The sequence below is a fragment of the Caballeronia sp. S22 genome (assembly GCF_964261745.1).
Lineage (GTDB): Bacteria > Pseudomonadota > Gammaproteobacteria > Burkholderiales > Burkholderiaceae > Caballeronia > Caballeronia jiangsuensis.
The window spans coordinates 837,911-855,920 of record NZ_OZ180040.1 but is presented as its reverse complement, the minus strand read 5'-3'; the positions used below and the strand labels follow the sequence as shown (position 1 = coordinate 855,920).

Annotated in this window: 13 protein-coding genes and 4 pseudogenes; 7 read left to right on the top strand and 10 right to left on the bottom strand. The window is 60.9% G+C overall.

The features are described from left to right. Window positions 1-240 precede the first annotated feature (240 nt). The 4 genes and pseudogenes from ACEN42_RS42340 to ACEN42_RS42325 form a co-directional block, all read right to left on the bottom strand. Window positions 241-1,242 (bottom strand): hypothetical protein, encoded by a 1,002-nt coding sequence (locus tag ACEN42_RS42340; RefSeq protein WP_371884287.1) that lies wholly within the window; start codon window positions 1,240-1,242, stop codon window positions 241-243. Next, entirely contained in the window at window positions 1,202-1,690 is a 489-nt protein-coding gene (locus ACEN42_RS42335) for a hypothetical protein (protein WP_371884286.1), read from the bottom strand. The genes ACEN42_RS42340 and ACEN42_RS42335 overlap by 41 nt, the downstream gene beginning before the upstream one ends. 554 nt (window positions 1,691-2,244) lie before the next feature. Next, window positions 2,245-3,374, bottom strand: a pseudogene (locus ACEN42_RS42330) (DSD1 family PLP-dependent enzyme). Window positions 3,375-3,588: 214 nt separating this feature from the next. Beyond that, complete coding sequence (locus tag ACEN42_RS42325) at window positions 3,589-4,437, bottom strand: LysR family transcriptional regulator (protein ID WP_371884695.1); 849 nt, start codon at window positions 4,435-4,437, stop codon at window positions 3,589-3,591. Window positions 4,438-4,573: 136 nt separating this feature from the next. On the opposite strand from ACEN42_RS42325, the gene ACEN42_RS42320 reads away from it, so the two are divergent. The 5 genes and pseudogenes from ACEN42_RS42320 (at window position 4,574) to ACEN42_RS42300 (ending at window position 9,088) form a co-directional block, all read left to right on the top strand. Further along, window positions 4,574-4,885 (top strand): RidA family protein, encoded by a 312-nt coding sequence (locus ACEN42_RS42320; RefSeq protein WP_371884285.1) that lies wholly within the window; start codon window positions 4,574-4,576, stop codon window positions 4,883-4,885. A 62-nt stretch (window positions 4,886-4,947) separates the two neighbouring features. Then, window positions 4,948-5,831, top strand: a pseudogene (locus ACEN42_RS42315) (GNAT family N-acetyltransferase). A 211-nt stretch (window positions 5,832-6,042) separates the two neighbouring features. Further along, entirely contained in the window at window positions 6,043-7,368 is a 1,326-nt protein-coding gene (locus ACEN42_RS42310) for an NAD(P)/FAD-dependent oxidoreductase (protein WP_371884284.1), read from the top strand. 92 nt (window positions 7,369-7,460) lie between these two features. Beyond that, window positions 7,461-8,820: pseudogene (locus ACEN42_RS42305) on the top strand (aldehyde dehydrogenase family protein). 47 nt (window positions 8,821-8,867) lie between these two features. Next, window positions 8,868-9,088, top strand: a pseudogene (locus ACEN42_RS42300) (hypothetical protein). Between the two features lie 54 nt (window positions 9,089-9,142). On the opposite strand, the gene ACEN42_RS42295 reads toward ACEN42_RS42300, so the two are convergent. The 6 genes from ACEN42_RS42295 to ACEN42_RS42270 all read right to left on the bottom strand — a co-directional run bounded on the left by ACEN42_RS42295 (window position 9,143) and on the right by ACEN42_RS42270 (window position 15,312). Then, entirely contained in the window at window positions 9,143-9,577 is a 435-nt protein-coding gene (locus ACEN42_RS42295; RefSeq protein WP_371884283.1) for a hypothetical protein, read from the bottom strand. Window positions 9,578-9,598: 21 nt separating this feature from the next. Beyond that, complete coding sequence (locus ACEN42_RS42290) at window positions 9,599-10,201, bottom strand: hypothetical protein (protein ID WP_371884282.1); 603 nt, start codon at window positions 10,199-10,201, stop codon at window positions 9,599-9,601. 335 nt (window positions 10,202-10,536) lie between these two features. Then, window positions 10,537-11,466, bottom strand: a complete 930-nt coding sequence (locus tag ACEN42_RS42285; protein WP_371884281.1) for a Gfo/Idh/MocA family protein — start codon at window positions 11,464-11,466, stop codon at window positions 10,537-10,539. Between the two features lie 32 nt (window positions 11,467-11,498). After that, complete coding sequence (locus ACEN42_RS42280) at window positions 11,499-12,425, bottom strand: dihydrodipicolinate synthase family protein (RefSeq protein WP_371884280.1); 927 nt, start codon at window positions 12,423-12,425, stop codon at window positions 11,499-11,501. Between the two features lie 55 nt (window positions 12,426-12,480). Continuing rightward, on the bottom strand, window positions 12,481-14,214 hold the full coding sequence (locus tag ACEN42_RS42275) for an IlvD/Edd family dehydratase (RefSeq protein WP_371884279.1): 1,734 nt from the start codon (window positions 14,212-14,214) through the stop codon (window positions 12,481-12,483). 123 nt (window positions 14,215-14,337) lie between these two features. After that, window positions 14,338-15,312 (bottom strand): LysR family transcriptional regulator, encoded by a 975-nt coding sequence (locus tag ACEN42_RS42270; protein ID WP_371884278.1) that lies wholly within the window; start codon window positions 15,310-15,312, stop codon window positions 14,338-14,340. A 143-nt stretch (window positions 15,313-15,455) separates the two neighbouring features. On the opposite strand from ACEN42_RS42270, the gene ACEN42_RS42265 reads away from it, so the two are divergent. Both ACEN42_RS42265 and chvE read left to right on the top strand, forming a co-directional pair. After that, window positions 15,456-16,823, top strand: a complete 1,368-nt coding sequence (locus tag ACEN42_RS42265; RefSeq protein ID WP_371884277.1) for an aldehyde dehydrogenase family protein — start codon at window positions 15,456-15,458, stop codon at window positions 16,821-16,823. Window positions 16,824-16,887: 64 nt separating this feature from the next. Further along, a complete protein-coding gene (gene chvE / locus ACEN42_RS42260) occupies window positions 16,888-17,952 on the top strand; it encodes a multiple monosaccharide ABC transporter substrate-binding protein (RefSeq protein WP_061124969.1) in 1,065 nt (354 codons plus the stop codon). Window positions 17,953-18,010: the final 58 nt, after the last annotated feature.

The following is an 18,010-nucleotide window of genomic DNA, read 5'->3' as shown; positions in this document are numbered from 1 at the left end:
CGTCGTTCCGGATACGGACCAGGCGAGGGTACATGACTGCAGGGCGGCAATACTTCGGAGTACGACCGCGACGGCAAGCGCTACTGCAAGACATACGCACCGGTTGCGGCACGATGTCCGTGCGCAGCGCGCCCGTGATCGTTCGGTGGGCGGGCCATGGCCCACAGCAAGACGACGACCTACCCGGTAGACGGACTATGGCGTGGACGGTTTCGCCGACGAGGATCCGGAAATCGAAGATCAAATTGCCACGCATCGGCAGCCGATCGCCGGTTTCGCAAGTCGCACGGGCATCCGTCGGCACTGCGATCGGGTGCATCGCCGAGGGGCTGAGCCGACGGGTGAGCGGGACGACAATAGAAATCCTTTGCCACCGCTCGTCTTGACGAAGGAGCGAAGGCCTGTCTCATCAAGCACGACCTTCACCAGCGTCGCGGCTTCGAGCATCGCGGACCAGGGCAGCGCGGGGTCGGGGTCGAGATCGAAGATCACGCGGTCCGGATGGGCGAGATCGGGCGCGACGCCGTTCCACGAGTGAATTTCAACAACGCTCATTTGCGCTAGGCCGGCGAGTGCCTCCGCGGTTTTCACGACCAGTAATGGCGCATGATTGGGGAACACGCTCGTGGGCAGCTCCTCGATTCCAGGAATTCGGGCGCGTTCACTGTGCTTCTGGAGGAACTGTTCGCCCTTACTGCCGTCGGGCGCTCGCACCAGTGCTAACGGTCTGCAACGCAGATAGGGCAGTGCCCATTCGGCGATGGCGTCGTAGTACCGGACGATGTCGAGCTTCGTCAGTCCCGAGACGTCGTCCATGATCCGCTGCGGATTGCTGATCCCAATGTCGTGGATGAAAACTGTGCCACGTGAACCTCGCTTCTCATGGTTCGAGCCGCCGACCCCGTACATAGGTTCGTCGATGGCCTTTTCTTCGATCATAGCGCTCGCTGGTTTGTCTTCTCGCAACGCTTGGAAGACCGGATGTTGCACCTCGCCCGAGGATGTCCATTCGAGAAAGGCGACTTCGGCAACGATGGCGGGAGCCAAATAGTAAAAGTCGCAGCCACGCTCGGGCGTTGGGGCATTGTAGAAGGCGGGCTTGGCCTCGCGATGCGCTTCGGCGCGCTTGGCAAACGACGCGGCGCGAGAAGGGGCAAAATGAGGCGCAACGTGCCCTGCGTACCGCAGCGAACCATCCTTTTCATAGACGCCTAACAGCAGAGCGCACGCCTGACTTTGCATCCTTGACACGGGAGAATCCCCCGACGACGAATTCCTGGCGGGTATTGCATTTGAGCTTGACCCAGTCGGTCGACCGACCCGAGCGATAGGGGGCGTTCGCTCTCTTGCCGATAATCCCCTCGAGTTGCATCTTGCAGGCTGAGGCAACGAATGACACTGGATCTTCGGCGAAGTCGTCGGAGAAGCGAAGCAGCGAATGTTCAATGCCGCGCGTGAGTTCACGAAGAAGGCTCCGGCGATCGCCAGGGGGATGCTCGCACAAATCGGTACCGTTAAGCCACAGCAGGTCGAATACGAAGAGGACGATGTCTGACGTACTGCGTCGATCAAATGCGTTCTGCAGGGCGTTGAAATCCGGTTTGCCGCTCGCATCGAGGACCACCGCTTCTCCATCGATCCATGCGGAATCCACGTGCAGGGTGCGCAGGGCTTCCGACAGTCGCGGCATGCGATCAGTCCAGTCATGCCCGAGCAACCGCGCTGATTCGGCTGCGTAGCGATCGCGCGAGCGCTTCACTAAAAGGGGCTTCGCGCATCTCTGTCGATGCTCGATTGAGTATAAAAAGCACTTTGGCGAATCGCCGTCCGCTTCTCTACGTTGCCGGCGCAATTCGGTGAGTAGCGGCATCAACCTGCCGGGGTGAGTGAGTATCGCTAGCAGACTCTTGGCATCCTAACCGCCCGCGTTTTCAGTGAGGCTAGCGAAATGACGAGCAACCCGCGAGCGCTATTCCATTTCCCTATCAGGCCAGATCGCGTCTTACGCGATGCATGACGGCGAGTGTGATGAAGAGGAAGTCGGCGAGTGGATGCTTCGACCACCCATTTTGGACCTTCTGCCGGCGAGACGACAACGGTCGCTTCCAAGGACACTCGGTCACCCGTAACTTTCGTCGGCCGAGCGGCACCGGGCCAAACCAGCGAGCGAGCTTTCGCAAACGGCGAATAGGCATTTTCGACGCGCCTCCGTCGTTCGAACTTGCGGCGCGATCACCGCGCGTATCACCAGCCGTAGAAACGCGGCCAGGTTTCCACGCTGCCGTCAGCGGTAAGCGCATGATAGACGGGATGCTGCGCGCCGGTTGCACATGCGTGGTTAGGCAAAATACGCAAACGCGTTCCGATTGGAAAGCGCGTCTCTATGTCTTGATCCGGCGTGCCGATGCGCGAGATGATGCCGTGCTCCTGGTTCGCGCCGCTCATCATATAGTCGCCTACGACCTCGCCGTCTTCGAGGCAGACCAGCCCATAGCCGAAGTCCTGCTTCGGGCGCTGCGTGCCCCGGTCACGGCTCATCGCCATCCAGCCTGCATCGACGATAACCCAGCCTTTCTCCTGCTGGTGGCAATGACCGTGGTCAACACGCTCAGCGCGATCTCCGAGGTCTCGCTTACGCCTACGTTTTGCATCACAAGGTCAAACAACACATAGACACCCGCGCGAACTTCGGTCACACCGTCCAGATGCGTGGCGGCCAGCGCGGTCGGCGTCGAGCCAATACTGACCACGTCGCACGGCAGACCGGCCGCCCGAATGCGTTGCGCTGCGCGCACGCTACGCGCGCGCTCTTGTTCCGCGATGCGAACCAGGTCTTTATGCGTGTCGTAGTCATAGCTCGAACCCGCATGGGCGATGACACCGCCTAGTTGCATACCGCCTTTGACGAGCGTGGTGGCGACCATGAGGAGCAGATCGTCTTCCGGTTCGATACCCGAGCGGTGGCCGTCCACGTCGACTTCGATCCACACTTCGAATTCTTCCTGATGCTCCCGGCCAAACGCGACGATGGCCTGTGCGCACACAATGCTATCCGCTACGATCTTTAGCGCGCAGCCTTTGCGACGCAGCATCAGTGCTTGCGGCAGTTTGGCGGGCGCCATGCCGACCGCGTAGACGATGTCACGCATGCCGCTCGCAAAAACCTGCTCGGCTTCCTTCAGCGTTGACACGGTGATGCCGCGCGCACCCGCCTCCACCTGGGCTTGCACCACCTGATTGCATTTGGTCGTTTTCACGTGCGGCCGGAAACTCACGCCGAGCGCATCTAGGCGGTGCTGCATCCGCTTGATATTACGGATCATGCGTTCGACATCGATCAATGCGGCCGGGGTATTTAGGGACTGCAATTCCATCTGCGGCTCCTTCCAATTCCATGCGCGAGTGGGGTCCGGGTATCGGCATGACGCCGTGCGGATCGAGCCACCAATATAGGATTCGCGTCGAAGCTTGTGTTTAACGAACAGTAAAGCGAGCGTTAAACCAGATTGAACATCAGAGGGGCACGGGGCCGGATGCCGCGGTGGGCCTGCCCCAAAGCGCGTCGGATCGATATGAGTGAAGCGCGCCTCAACTGCGCCACGAAACTGGGTCGAACGCGCGCTTGGCGGCTTCGAGAAACACTCGCTGACGGATCGTCAGGCCTTGACGGGTCGGCATCAACGCCATCACCGGCGCGGATTCGAGACGCCATGCCGGCAAAACACGTTTGAGTTTCCCCGTTGCAATCAGGCGCGCAGCGTCCCATTCGGAGCGCTCGACAATGCCGAGTCCTTCGACGGCCCAGTCGCTGACAACCGTGCCGTCGTTGGACGACAGCGCCCCGTCCAGCCTGACGGTGACGGCTTTCGCACTGCGTTTTTCGGCGGCGTCGGCTTGCGTGAAACGCAGACGCGTTACGTCCTCGTCGTTTTCGCGCAATGTCAGCCACGGGTACTGCGTGAGTTCCGACGGATGCGCGAGCTTTGACATGCGGCGCGCGAGGCCAGGGCTTGCGCAGAGGATGCGGTCGTTGGGGGCGAGGTAGTGCCCGATCCACGACGACCCCTTGACGTTGCCGATGGATACCACGGCGTCGGCACCATGAGCCGAAGTGAGCGGACTGTCGGACAGGATCAGCGAAATCTCAAGGACCCGCAAGTGTCCGCCGACGCCGCCCAAGTCGCCCGAGACGCGTGACGGAATCGACTCGATCCGCTCCATGATCTCAACGGCTTCCTGAACCAGCCGCTGACCTTCCGTCGTGAGCGAGATGCCGCGGGCCGCACGCGTGGCAAGACGAACGCCCATGCGGTCCTCGATGCGCTGAAGACGAACTGTCACCGCCGGCGGCGTGAGATTCAGCAGCCGCGCGGCAGCGGCAAGCGATGGCGATACACCGAGCGCGCGAAAAAGACGCATGTCATCCAGTTCGATCATTAAACGGCCTTTAACGGTGTGTTCGATGCATATTAAACATGACAAAAAGTTTTTTCTATAGTGCGTCGTACAAGCCCGGTATTGGCTGTGTCTGAGCGATGACACGGGGAATTCTGATTCAACGTGGAGCACTCACATGAACCAATCCGACCATCCGGGGCATCTTTTCCAGGCGCTAAGCCCGGCCGAACTGGCGCCGCCGGGCGGTCACTACAGTCATGTTTCGATTGCCAATGGACTGGTCTTCGTGTCTGGTCAATTGCCCATCGACACGCACGGCACGAAGCTCACCGACAGCGATTTCGACACCCAGGCCGCGCAGGCGCTCGCCAATTTGGGCGCGGCGTTGCGCTGGGCCTGCGACGCCAAGCCCGCTCGCGCGGTCGTGCCGGTTCCGGCCTTGCACTTTGGCCTGAAGATCGAAATCGAAGCAGTAGCGACGCTGTAGCGTCGTCTCGGACCTCGCCCGGCTCGGGCACCCATACGGCAAAACGAATCAGACAAGAGGCAATGATGAACGCACCATCCACGACGAGTCTCCACTATCGAGCCTTTACCGCCGCCGATATCCCGACGGCGCACGCGCTGTCACAGGCGGTCAGCTGGCCGCATCGCGCGGAGGACTGGCAGTTCGCCGCCGCGCACGGCACCGGCTTCGCGGCCGAAGAAAACGCAGTCGTGATCGGCACGGGACTGTGCTGGAAATATGGCTCGTATCGAGCATCGCTGGGTCTCGTGATTGTGTCGCCCGAGCATCAGGGGCGGGGGATTGGTCGCAAGCTGATGGAACTGCTGCTCGAACAACTTGGCCCGCGCATCACATTCTTGCACGCGACGCCTGCTGGCAAGCCGCTGTACGAAAAACTCGACTTCACCGTCTGCGATACGCTCGATCAGCATCAGGGCAATGTGAGCGAAGTATCGCCGGTGGCATTGCCCGACGGCGAACGGCTCCGCGCGGCGACCGCCGACGATGTTCCTACGCTCATCGAACTCGCCACGCGTGCCTATGGCCTCGAACGCAAGGCGATGTATGCGGCGCTGCTGGAAATGGGCGAGAGCGCGGTACTCGAACGTGACGGCGAGATTGGCGGCTTTTCGGTGCTGCGCCGCTTCGGTCGGGGTCTTGTGCTCGGTCCGGTCGTCGCAATGCCTTCACCGGACGATTGCACGCCCGGGCGCTAATCGGCCATTGGCTGGCCGGGCGCGAAGGCAAGTTCGTTCGTATCGACGTCCCCTCGGGCGCGATGCTGGACGGGTGGTTGATCGCGCAAGGCCTCAAGCGCGTCGACACCACGGCAAAGATGGTTCGCAGTGCACCCGCCGATGCACATAGCGGTCCGCCCGATGCGGTCTACCGCCCGTACGGACTCGTCAGTCAAGCCATGCGCTAGAACGGCAATGCGGCGATTGCCCGGCATGAATGACCGGAAAGCGCACAATCCGATGCGTCGTTGCGTGCAGGGGCCTGCGAAGAACAGGGTCGTTTCGTGTAGACCAGTCTATTCGATATTTTCTGCCGCGAGCCCTCTGTAGTATTAGTTGCAGCCGTCCGGCGCGAACCACGCGTGGCACTTGATATCTCGATGAGAAAGGATTTTGCAGATGCGCGTACCGTTGACCCGCATTGTTACCACCCCGGCGCCGCCGGCCATCGCCGATGTCGTCGTGATAGGCGCGGGTATCGTCGGCGTGTTCACCGCATGGTTTCTAGCGAAGCGCGGCGTGAAAGTGGCGCTGATCGAAAAAGGCATTGTCGGCGGTGAGCAATCCAGCCGGAACTGGGGTTGGTGCCGTCAACAGAACCGCGACGCGCGCGAATTGCCAATCGCAACCGAAAGCCTGCGGCTGTGGGAACAGTTTGAGGCCGAGTCGGGTGCGACGACTGGCTTTCGTCGCAGTGGACTGCTGTATCTGAGCAACGACGAAAGCGAACTGGCTGGCTGGGCGAAATGGTGCAACTTCGCGCGCTCGGCAGGCGTGAGGACGGAAGTGCTTGGCGGCAAGGCCGCAACCGAGCGCGGCGGTTCGACAGGGAAAATTTGGAAAGGCGGTGTGTTTGCGCCGACGGATGGCACTGCGGACCCCGGCGCTGCCGCGCCCGCGGTGGCGCGCAGCATTATGAAACTCGGCGGGACGGTGCACCAAAACTGCGCGGCGCGCGGGATCGAAACAGAAGGCGGACGCGTCAGCGCCGTGGTGACGGAGCACGGCACGATCCGTACGAAGATCGCGGTGCTGTCGGGCGGTGCATGGGCGTCGACGTTTTGCCGCCAACTCGGTATCCGTTTGCCGCAAGCCACGATCCGCTCGTCGCTGATGTCGGTTTTGCTACCGCGCGGCACGCTGCCCGACGCGATGCACACGAAGGCCATCACGATTACGCGACGGGGTGACGAAACGTATTCGCTTGCCATCAGCGGCCTTGGCAAACTGGATCTCACGCTGCAAAAGTTTCGTTACGCTAAAGACTTCCTGCCAATGTTCACGCGTCGCTGGCGCAGCCTGAGCCCGGGATATCTCGAAGGCGTGCGCTCCAGTCACGAGAATATGGGGCGCTGGGCACTCGATCGCCCCACGCCGATGGAAAGGATGCGCGTACTCGATCCATGCGTCGACCAAGCCACGATCAAAACAATTCACCGGCGGGCCATCGAACTGTGTCCGGCCATTGGTGCGGCGCAGGTGGCGGCGTCCTGGGCCGGTTATATCGACTTGACGCCGGATGGCGTGCCTGCCATCGGCGAAGTGAACGAAGTGCCCGGCTTCGTGCTGGCTGCAGGCCTGAGCGGTCACGGTTTTGGCATCGGTCCGGGATGCGGTCATCTCGTTGCGGACCTGGTGATGGGCCTGAAACCGATCGTTGATCCCCAACCTTACCGCCCGGAGCGCTTCGACCAGTCGGTGTGGGGAAAGGTCGCCGAGTTTTAACCGTCGCGCACCCCGACACAACATTGCAAGTCATCGCGTTCGCCCTCGCAGGACGCATGGTCAAGACTGTCAAGACTCCAGGATACGCTGCAATGATTTCGCCCGTTCTTCATCTGAAGCAAGCGGCCCGGCTGGACCGGTTCTATATCGATGGCGAATGGACGCTGCCTTCGACCATTTCAGCCATGGCGCGCACTGCGGTAATCTGCCCGTCTACGGAGGAAACGCTGTGCGAGATTCCGCTGGGTGACGCGAAAGACGTCGACCATGCCGTGCTAGCGGCGCGTAGAGCATTCCCGCAGTGGTCCGCGACGTCGCCGCGGGCGCGCGCGGCGCTGCTGGATCGCATACATGGGCTGATGACTGAGCGCACCGAACTGTTCGCCCAGGCGTATTGTCCAGCGCGGCGCCACGGCAATTGCACGCGAACCTATCGGCGTGTGCGCACTCATCACGCCGTGGAACTGGCCGATATACCAAATCACGGCGAAAGTCGGCCCGGCACTGGCTGCAGGTTGCACGGTTGTTCTGAAACCCAGCGAACTATCGGCGCTAAGCGCGTTGCTGTTTGCCGAAGTGATGGCCGATGCAGGCATTCCCGAGGGCGTGTTCAATCTGGTCAGCGGGACAGGACCGGAAGTGGGTGCGGCACTCGCCTCACATCCTCAGGTGGACATGGTATCGATCACCGGATCAACGCGTGCGGGCGTGCTGGTCGCGCAGACGGCTGCGCCAACCGTCAAGCGCGTGGCTCAGGAGCTTGGCGGCAAGTCCCCAAATATCGTGCTGCCGGACGCTGATCTGCCGCGCGCTGTTTCACTTGGCGTGGCGTCGGCTTTCCGTAACATGGGCCAGTCGTGCAGCGCGCCGACCCGGATGATCGTCCCGCGCGGCGTCCTCGCTGAAGTTGGGGCACTCGCCGTGGCGGCAACCGAGCAGATCCGCGTCGGCGATCCATTCGCGGAGGCGACGACGCACGGTCCGCTCGCCAATAGGGCGCAGTTCGACCGGGTACAGCAAATGATCGAAAGCTTCATCGACGAAGGCACGAAACTGGTCTTCGGCGGAGCTGGCAAGCCCGAGGGGCTTGCTACAGGCTTCTATGCGCGTCCGACAATCTTCTCCGACGTCCACGCCGAGATGAGCGTGGCTCAGCAGGAAATCTTCGGGCCGGTGCTGGCGATCTTGCCTTATGACACGGTTGACGACGCCATCGCTATCGCAAACGACACCGTCTATGGACTCGGCGCGCACGTGCAAGGCACCGACAAGGCGCTGATGCGTTCGGTTGCGTCGCGTATCCGGTCGGGTCAGGTGCATCTGAACTATCCGGCGTGGGACCCACAGGCGCCGTTTGGCGGCTACAAGCAATCCGGCAATGGCCGGGAGTATGGTGTCGAAGGCATGGAAGAGTATATGGAGATCAAGTCGATCCTCGGTTACTACGATTGAAACCATGCGGGGCAGCTGTCTTGGTTCTTTACCGAGGAGGTGCAACGATGGCAGGCGACAATTCGTATAAGCCCGGTGAGATCGTCAAGGTGTCCGGCATCTTCTCCGTCGTCCATGACGATGGCAAGAATACGTTTGAAGTCACGTGCGTCGAGGGCGAACATTTCCTCCGACTGGAAGCGGCAAGGGCGCCCATTTCGAACTCAAAAACGCGGCGACGCACTCGCACAAGCACGGCGAACTGAAGGGCACGGAGGCACGTGGCTAAGTTGCTAACATTGACAGCTAAGGTCCGATCGATCGGCGTGCAAGCGCTACTTGTCTAGCGCTTCATGCCGCTCGCGCGGCGCATCGCGGCAGTGATCCGTTGCCGCTTGCGCCAGTAACCCTCCCACGGGTCGGCTGCGAGCGTGCGTTGTCGGTGGACGGCTTGCGCCATGGTCCACTGATCGCCGCTTTTGACGTCCTTCAACTCATCCCACGATACCGGCATCGATACCGCCATGCCTGGGCGGGCCCGCACTGAAAACGCAGCCACCGTACTGGCGGTACGTGAAAAACGGCGACTTTCCGCTCGCGCCCCTTTTCGCGTTGGCGGCCCTGCCCGACGCGACGTCGGCAGTTTCCACATTCGCGCAGTTTTCAGCACTGCGCAAGCCTGGATTGCCATGTGCACTTCATCGCTCGCGTCATAAGTCAGGCGGGCGACTGCAGCGTCCACGTCACCGCGGCTTTCCATGACCATCGACTGGAACATGTCCTCGAGCAAAACGAAGGGCTAGGCAAATTGCTCAAATGTATTGCGATGAAGTCGGCCGGCACTTCTCTTCACGTCCCGCATCATCTGCGTCATGCGCGTCGGCTGGTGTCCCTCGGGGATGCGGAATTTCCTTGGCACGAATGTTCCGCCCGCACAAGGGTTCCACGTTTTCTCGTCGTCCGAGTAGAAGATGGAAAAAATGAATACGCCCCCTTCGGGGTAATGCTGACGAATCAAAGGCGTTTCCTTTAGACCCGCTATGGGTGTATGGTCTGCAGTCGTCTCCCAGCACAGGGCGATGCGGTGAGTCGACAAGCTTTCCTGTACACCAGCCACGGTTGCCGTTAAACCGCTATCCGCCTTGCGCCATGGCGCCTCGAACACGGTCACTGGATACGGCAACAGCAACAGTTCCAGATGCGTTTCGCGAATGTTTTGGACGTCGACCAGTTCGGCGCAGTTCGGCAGCAAAAATTTTGGCGCTTCTGACAGCATCTGGATCACGGCCTGGAGACGCGGGGCCGTGCCGGTGAGTCCTCGTGCACGGACCGCCTTCGCCGTGTCTTTAAGCTGCTCGATTGCATGACTGCAATAATTAACCGGCGTGATGGCATCGGACATGGTCAAGACTCTGCTCTCATCCAAAGCGGGTTGATAATTAATATCTGGCCCGCGACGGAAGTTCGCCGAGCATCGCTCGCGAAAACATGCCACAGTCCGAACGTTCGGGAACGTTTTCAGCAAAGAAGATGATTGATTTTTGCGACACAGTCGCTCCCCCGCAAACGATGAATACGTTCAACGTTGTGCGAAGAGGAACGAAGTGGTTCTGAACCGACAAGTCAGACCGGCGCGCTGATGCGCGCGAGTCCCCGAGAACATCAAGATGGATGAGAACGACGATCGGCGGATCGTCGTCTTACGACAGTGCTTCCGACGGGCGCAACGTCATCCCTTCAAGGCACAAAGGCTTCCGTTTCCACACGTCGACCAAGCAGGAATGCGTCAGCGACGAGACGCAGAGGCCGCACGTCGACATCATGCGAGTGCTCGCTAATAAGCGCGTGAAAACGCTCGTACAGTGCGCCGTACTCCCGCTCTGGCTCGAGAGACACCGGTTCGCCGGAGATAACCAGACGCTTTCCCCCTTCGCGAATGGATAGCAATCCTGCATCCGTTTCCACGTCGATGTCCCATTGTTCGACGGGACCGTGACGCCAGTCGAATTCCGCGGTCACAGGTGCTCCATTCGTGTCAATGCAGTCGAGCTCGGCAGCGATCGGGGTATGCGCATTACGCGGCACGACGAGTTGTGCCCCGCGCAATAGCACTTCGCCAGGCAATATTTCAGTGACGATCGACAAAGCATTAATGCCCGGATCGAAAACGCCCAGACCCCCCGGTTCCCAGATCCATTGTTGTCCCGGATGCCAGCGTCGCACGTCCTCTTTCCAGCGTGTTCTAACCGCCTGAACCTGCCGGCCGCTGAGCCAGGCACGAGCCGGCGCAACGGCGCTGGCGTAGCGCGAGTGCCAGGTCGCGAACAGAGTCAAGCCATTGGCGCGTGCGATCTCATGCAAGGCATTCACCTCGCCCAGGTTTGCGCCCGGCGGCTTTTCCAGCATGACGTGCTTGCCCGCTTCGAGTGCTCTGCGTGCTAGCGCATATCGTCCCTGCGGCGGAGTACAAAGGGAGACGGCATCGACTTCAGGTTCGGCGTTCAGCAACGAATCGATGTCGCGATAATTGCGTACATCCTGTACCTCCGCGTGCTGGCTTGCACACGCGACAAGCCTGAAGCCGGAACTATTGGCGATGGCCGGCAAGTGTTGATCGCGCGCGATCTTGCCAATGCCTATGACGGCAAGAGAAAACACTGAGGCCATGTCTGATTGTCTCGGAGAGATGATGTCTGCTGTCAGGCCCAGCGCAGCACGAGCGGATCGAGCCGTCGGGCAATGTCGATGAGTTCTGTTCGCGTTTCCGGGTGCATCGCCGGCAGCGGGTGACGCGGACTTTCGCACGCGATGATCCCGCCTTCCTTCATCAGCGCCTTTGCCGTGAGCAGCCCTGCCTGTCGGTTCTCGTGGTTTATCAGCGGCAGCCAGCGCTGATAATGCGCGAATGCTTCATCGCGCTTGCCTTCATGGTACGCCGTGAGGATCGGGCGAATACCATCCGGGAATCCACCGCCCGTCATCGAACCTGTTGCCCCGGCATTCAGATCCGCAAAGAGCGTGATCGCTTCTTCGCCATCCCACGGGCCTTCGATCGCCTCGCCGCCGAGCCGGATGAGCTCGCGAAGCTTCGCGGCCGCACCGGGCGTCTCGATCTTGAAGTACGAAACCCGTTCGATTTCCCGCGCCATGCGCGCCAGGAACGTCGCGGAGAGCGCGGTCCCGCTCGCGGGCGCGTCCTGAATCATGACGGGAATCGTCACGGCATCCGACAGACGCGCGTAGAACTCGAATATCTGCGTTTCCGGAACACGGAACGTCGCGCCGTGATACGGCGGCATCACCATCACCATCGATGCGCCCACCGACTGGGCCTTGCGGCTGCGTTCGATGCAAACGTCGGTGCTGTAATGGCTCGTCGTCACGATGACGGGTACAGCGCCCTTGACATGCTCCAGGATCGTACGTGTCAGGAGCTCACGCTCCTCATCCGCGAGAGCGAACTGCTCTGAAAAATTCGCGAGAATGCACAAGCCGTCCGAGCCTGCGTCGATCATAAAATCGACAGCCCGCTTCTGGCTGTCGAGATCGAGCGCGCCAGATTCAGTGAAAGTGGTCGGCACCACTGGAAAAATACCGCGATAGCGCGGCGTGCCTTGAGTAGTCATTGCGTGTTATCCGACAAGGTCTGGTTCGATTGTTGATTCGAAGAACGTAAGTGCGCTAATGCGAATGGCGCGGCACCGCTGCACCGCGGCAACCTACGAGGAAGTCGAGATCGCACCCTTCGTCGGCCTGCAAGACATGATCGACGTAGAGCCGTGCGTAACCCCCATCGCCATCCACACGCGGCGGCTGATGGTCGCTCATGCGGCGCGCGAGTTCTTCGTCGCTGATGTCGAGATGCAGCGTGCCCGCGTCGCAATCGAGTTCGATCCAGTCGCCGTCGCGCACGGCGGCAAGCGGCCCTCCCGCCGCCGCTTCGGGCGCGACGTGCAGGACCACCGTGCCATACGCGGTGCCGCTCATGCGTGCGTCGGAGATGCGCACCATGTCCTTCACGCCCTGACGCAGCAGCTTCGGCGGCAAGCCCATGTTGCCCACTTCCGCCATGCCCGGATAACCCTTCGGACCGCAATTCTTCAGCACGAGCACGGAGTCCTTGGTCACATCGAGCGATTCATCGACGATGCGCTCCTTGTAATGCTCCAGGTTCTCGAACACGACTGCGCGCCCGCGATGTTTCAGAAGGTCCGGACTCGCCGCCGAAGGTTTCAGCACCGCGCCGCGCGGCGAGAGATTGCCGCGCAGCACGCGGACGCCCCCATCGTCGATCAAAGGATTGTCGAGCGTGCGAATCACTTCGTCATTCGTGTTCGGCGCGGTCTTCACGTTCTCCCACAGCGTCTTGCCGTTGACGGTGAGCGCATCGGGATGCGGCAGGAGATTCGCTTCGCCAAGACGGCGCAGCACGGCCGGCAAACCGCCCGCGTAATAGAACTCTTCCATGAGGAAACGGCCCGAGGGCATCAGATCGACGATGGTCGGCGTATCGCGCCCGATGCGCGTCCAGTCCTCCAGTTCCAATGGCACGCCGATGCGTCCCGCGATCGCCTTCAAATGAATCACCGCATTGGTCGAGCCACCGATCGCGGCGTTCGTGCGGATCGCGTTTTCGAAGGCCTCGCGTGTGAGTATCTTCGAGAGCGTCAAGCCCTCGAGCGCCATTTCGACGATGCGAATGCCCGACATATGCGCGAGCACGTAACGGCGCGAATCGACGGCGGGAATCGCGGCGTTGTGCGGTAGCGACGTGCCGAGCGCTTCAGCCATGCACGCCATTGTCGATGCGGTGCCCATCGTGTTGCAGGTGCCAGCGGAACGCGACATGCCCGCTTCCGCCGACAGAAACTGATGCAGATCGATCTCGCCCGCCTTCAGCGATTCATGCAGTTGCCACACCGCCGTGCCCGAGCCAATGTTCTTGCCGTCGAGCTTGCCGTTCAGCATCGGGCCACCCGTGACGACGATCGCGGGCACGTCGCAGCTTGCCGCGCCCATCAGCAGCGCGGGCGTGGTCTTGTCGCAGCCGGTGAGCAGCACGACCGCGTCGATGGGATTGCCGCGAATGGCTTCTTCGACGTCCATCGCGGCGAGATTGCGCGTAAGCATCGCCGTCGGACGCAGATTCGATTCGCCATTGGAGAACACTGGAAACTCGACGGGAAAGCCGCCCGCTTCGTAGACGCCACGCTTCACGTGCTCGGCGATCTTGCGGAAGTGCGCATTGCACGGCGTCAGTTCGGACCATGTATTGCAAATGCCGATGATCGGCCGGCCGTCGAATTCGTGATCGGGAATGCCCTGATTCTTCATCCAGCTTCGATACATGAAGCCATTCTTGTCGTTGGTGCCGAACCATTGAGCGGAACGGAGCGTGCGTTTTTTGTCATACATGGATGTTCTCGAGAATAAAGGCAAGATTCGCGGAGAAGGTTAGCCGCGCCAGGACATATTGGTCCAATCACTTATTCGGCGATCCCGATACCAGGATCGATATACGGGAAAACGCGCATCTCGTCACTTGCTCAATGCTCCCACCGGCACGCCATAGACTTCGGCGGCAGCATCGCGCAACGCATGCAACACGACGGACGCCGCCGGCGACAGCGCATGATCTTGTCGCGTGATGATCCCGAAGGCGTCCATCCCGCAAGACAAATCGATCGCGAGACGCCTCAAGGTTCCGAAGTGCTCATACTGTCGGGCGACTTCATCTGGCACGACGGCGAGCATGTCGCTTTGCAGCAGCAAGCTCGAGATCGCAAGAAAGTTATTGGTGTTCACGACGTTTTGCGGCGGATTCAGCCCAAGCTCGGCGAAAGCCATATCGATGCGATGACGCAGCACACTGCCAGGCGGATGCAAAACCCACTCCGCATTCACGATGTCGCGCATGGTCAACTCCGCGGTGTCTTCCAGCGGATGTCCCGGCCGCACGACCACGCAAAGCGGCTCATCGGCGATCGGCGCGTACTGCACCGAATCTTTCAATTGTCCATGTTGTTCGTGCACGCGGCCGATCATGACGTCGAGCCGGCCCTGCGCCACGAGCGGCAGCATCACATCCGATGTCTCCACCTGTAACCAGATCTGCAGCAGAGGGTACTGTTCCTTCACGCGGCCAATGGCGAGCGGCAACATCCTCGCCGCCGCGGCCGCGATCACGCCGATACGCACCTGCCCCACGAGCCCGACGCGCAGCGCGGCGATCTCCTCCTGGGCCTTGTTGAGATTCGACAGAACCATGCGCGCGTGGCGGATCATCACTTCGCCGTACAGCGTCGCGTGCATGCCGTGCGGCGTGCGATCGAAGAGCCGCACCTCCAGCACATCCTCGAGTTCCTTCAACAGTCGCGATGCGGCGGGCTGCGTCATGCCGAGCACATCGGCCGCGCGTCGCACGTTGCCCTCCTCTTCCATCGCGGCAAGCAGCAACAACTGGCGCGTCTTGAGGCGCGCGCGCACAAACCAGTTCGAATATCCCTGTCCCAACGTTGCACTCCGGTTTTGTTTTTCAACTTGCTCGACATACCCGCTTTGGTATCGATGCTGGCAAAAAAGTGATTGGAAAGGAATCGGGGGCTTCCTTAGAATCCGACCGTCGATCTACCCATGAGTCGGAAACGCGCCTCGACATGAAACGCGAATCGCATCTTCCTCCGGTACTGAAGCACTATGTGAACGGCGGCTGGACAACCAGCGCGACCACGGGTGTTTCCGTCAATCCGTCGGATCTGGATGAGCCCGTTGGCGAATACGCGCGCGCCGACGCCCGGATGGTGGACGCTGCGGTCGATTCGGCGAGCGCTGCCTGGCGCGATTGGTCGCGGGCCAGCGCCGCCCGCCGCGCGCGCGCGCTCGATGCGATCGGCAGCGAACTGCATGCGCGTCGAGCGGAACTGGGTTGTCTGCTGGCGCGCGAACAGGGCAAGACCTTGCCCGAAGCAATCGATGAAGTCGTTCACGCCGGTCAGGTCTTTCGGGTTTTCGCTGAAGAAGCCGCGCATCAGCCGGGCGGACCGCTGGGCGTCGTCGCGGTCATCACGCCGTGGAGTTTTCCACTGGCGATCCCCGCCGCAAAAATCGCCGCTGCGCTCAGCGCGGGCAATTGCGTGGTGTTTAAGCCAGCCGAGCTTGTCTCGGGTTGTGCGTGGGCGCTGGCGGACATCATCGACCGTTCTGGCCTGCCAGCGGGGGTATTCAACCTCGTACTGGGCAGCGGGCGCGTTGCCGGGGCGCGTCTGGTGGCCAATGAGATGGTTCGAGCGGTGAGTTTCAGCGGATCGGTAACGACCGGGACGAGCGTGTTGCGAGCCAGCGCTGCGCGTCAGATAAAGGTCCATCTGGACACGGGAGGACATAGCGCGCTGATCGTGTTGAACGATGCAACCCTGAGCACGGCCGTCGATGCGGCCATCCAGAGTGCGTACGGCCTGAACGGGCAGCGTCATGCGGCGGCATCGAAGCTGATCGTCGAACAGGGTATTCGACATGCGTTCACCGATGCACTGCTCGCCCGGCTTTCCGCGCTTCGCATCGATCATGCGTTGAAAAGGGGAACCGATATCGGTCCCGTGTCCAACGACAGCCAGTTGCAGCGCAGTCTCGATGCATCCGCGATGGCGATAAAGGAAGGCGCGACGCTGATTCATGGCGGTCGCGCAATCGAGCGCGAGACGCGTGGGTATTTCATGGAGCCGGCGTTGCTTCTCGGCGGGCCTGAGATGCAAATCGCTCGGGACGATATCTTCGGACCGGTCGCGGTTGTCCTGGCCGCCGATGACTACGCCCACGCTCTGGATCTCGCGAATCAAACGGCATCGGGTCTTCCTGCGCCATGCACCGGGCTCTGCACGACGTCGCGCAAACATGCGCGGCATTTCCGTCGCCACAGTCATAGCAACAGGGTAACGGTCAATCGGCCGACCACGGTGGCAATCGGGTCAGGCGCTGAATGCCGTCCCAGGTCAACTACGCTTCGCCAATCGCCACGCCTCTGTTGATGCAGCAGAGGCGGGCTCCCAAGCAGTCATGCATCAATTAAAACGTGAGACACCAGGAGACAACATGAAATCGCTAAAACTAATCACCGCTACCCTCGCGCTGGCTCTTTGCGCCACGGCACCCTATGCCAACGCCGAGGACAAGGGCGTCGTAGGCATCTCGATGCCCACCAAGTCGTCCTCTCGCTGGATCTCCGATGGTCAAAGCATGGTCGATGCTTTCAAAGCCAAAGGCTATCAGGCGGATCTCCAGTATGCGGAGGACGAAGTCCCGAACCAGATTGCCCAGATCGAGAACCTCATCACCAAGGGCGTGAAGATTCTCGTCGTCGCGCCGATCGACGGCACCACCCTCTCGAACACGCTGAGCAAGGCTCAGGCGCGCGGCATCAAGGTGATCTCGTATGACCGCCTGATTCGCGGCACCAAGGACGTCGACTACTATGCGACGTTCGATAACTTCGGCGTCGGCGCGATGATGGCCGACTCGGTGGTCAAGTCACTCGACCTGAATAACCGGAAGACGCCTGCGAACGCCGAAATCTTTGCCGGTTCGGCTGACGATAACAATGCGCACGTCGTCTATGACGGCATGCTGTCGGTCATCAAGCCGTACATGGACAACGGCAAGCTCGTCGTGCGCAGCAAACAGCTCGCATTCGACAAGGTCGCCACGTTCCGCTGGGACGGCGCCACGGCTCAGGCCCGCATGGACAACCTCCTCTCCGCGTATTACGGCAATGCGCACGTGGACGCCGTGCTGTCGCCGTATGACGGCATCAGCGTCGGCATCATTTCGTCGCTCAAGGGGGTCGGCTATGGTACGGCACAGCAACCCATGCCCGTCATCACGGGACAGGATGCCGAAATCCCCAGCGTGAAAGCGATCATTCGCGGCGATCAGAAGACCACCGTTTTCAAGGATACGCGCGAACTGGCGAAAGCCACCGTCGAAATGGCTGACGCGGTGCTCAATAAGAAGACGGTCCCGGTCAATGACACGAAGACCTACAACAATGGCGTGAAGGTCGTTCCCACTTACCTGCTGAAACCCGTTCTGGTCGATAGCGGCAACTGGAAGACAACCCTCGTCGCGAGTGGCTATTACAAGGAAGCCCAACTGAAGTAAGACTCGGTTGCGTCGTCATCGCACAAGCTTGCGCGATACGAACGGGCTTCGAATGATT

Coding starts and splice junctions, on each gene's coding strand:
- ACEN42_RS42310 (WP_371884284.1), top strand. CDS start 6,043: ATGCGCGTACCGTTGACCCGCATTGTTACCACCCCGGCGCCGCCGGCC.
- ACEN42_RS42285 (WP_371884281.1), bottom strand. CDS start 11,466: ATGGCCTCAGTGTTTTCTCTTGCCGTCATAGGCATTGGCAAGATCGCG.
- ACEN42_RS42335 (WP_371884286.1), bottom strand. CDS start 1,690: ATGCCGCGACTGTCGGAAGCCCTGCGCACCCTGCACGTGGATTCCGCA.
- ACEN42_RS42290 (WP_371884282.1), bottom strand. CDS start 10,201: ATGTCCGATGCCATCACGCCGGTTAATTATTGCAGTCATGCAATCGAG.
- ACEN42_RS42320 (WP_371884285.1), top strand. CDS start 4,574: ATGAACCAATCCGACCATCCGGGGCATCTTTTCCAGGCGCTAAGCCCG.
- ACEN42_RS42265 (WP_371884277.1), top strand. CDS start 15,456: ATGAAACGCGAATCGCATCTTCCTCCGGTACTGAAGCACTATGTGAAC.
- ACEN42_RS42275 (WP_371884279.1), bottom strand. CDS start 14,214: ATGTATGACAAAAAACGCACGCTCCGTTCCGCTCAATGGTTCGGCACC.
- chvE (WP_061124969.1), top strand. CDS start 16,888: ATGAAATCGCTAAAACTAATCACCGCTACCCTCGCGCTGGCTCTTTGC.
- ACEN42_RS42325 (WP_371884695.1), bottom strand. CDS start 4,437: ATGATCGAACTGGATGACATGCGTCTTTTTCGCGCGCTCGGTGTATCG.
- ACEN42_RS42280 (WP_371884280.1), bottom strand. CDS start 12,425: ATGACTACTCAAGGCACGCCGCGCTATCGCGGTATTTTTCCAGTGGTG.
- ACEN42_RS42295 (WP_371884283.1), bottom strand. CDS start 9,577: ATGTTCCAGTCGATGGTCATGGAAAGCCGCGGTGACGTGGACGCTGCA.
- ACEN42_RS42340 (WP_371884287.1), bottom strand. CDS start 1,242: ATGCAAAGTCAGGCGTGCGCTCTGCTGTTAGGCGTCTATGAAAAGGAT.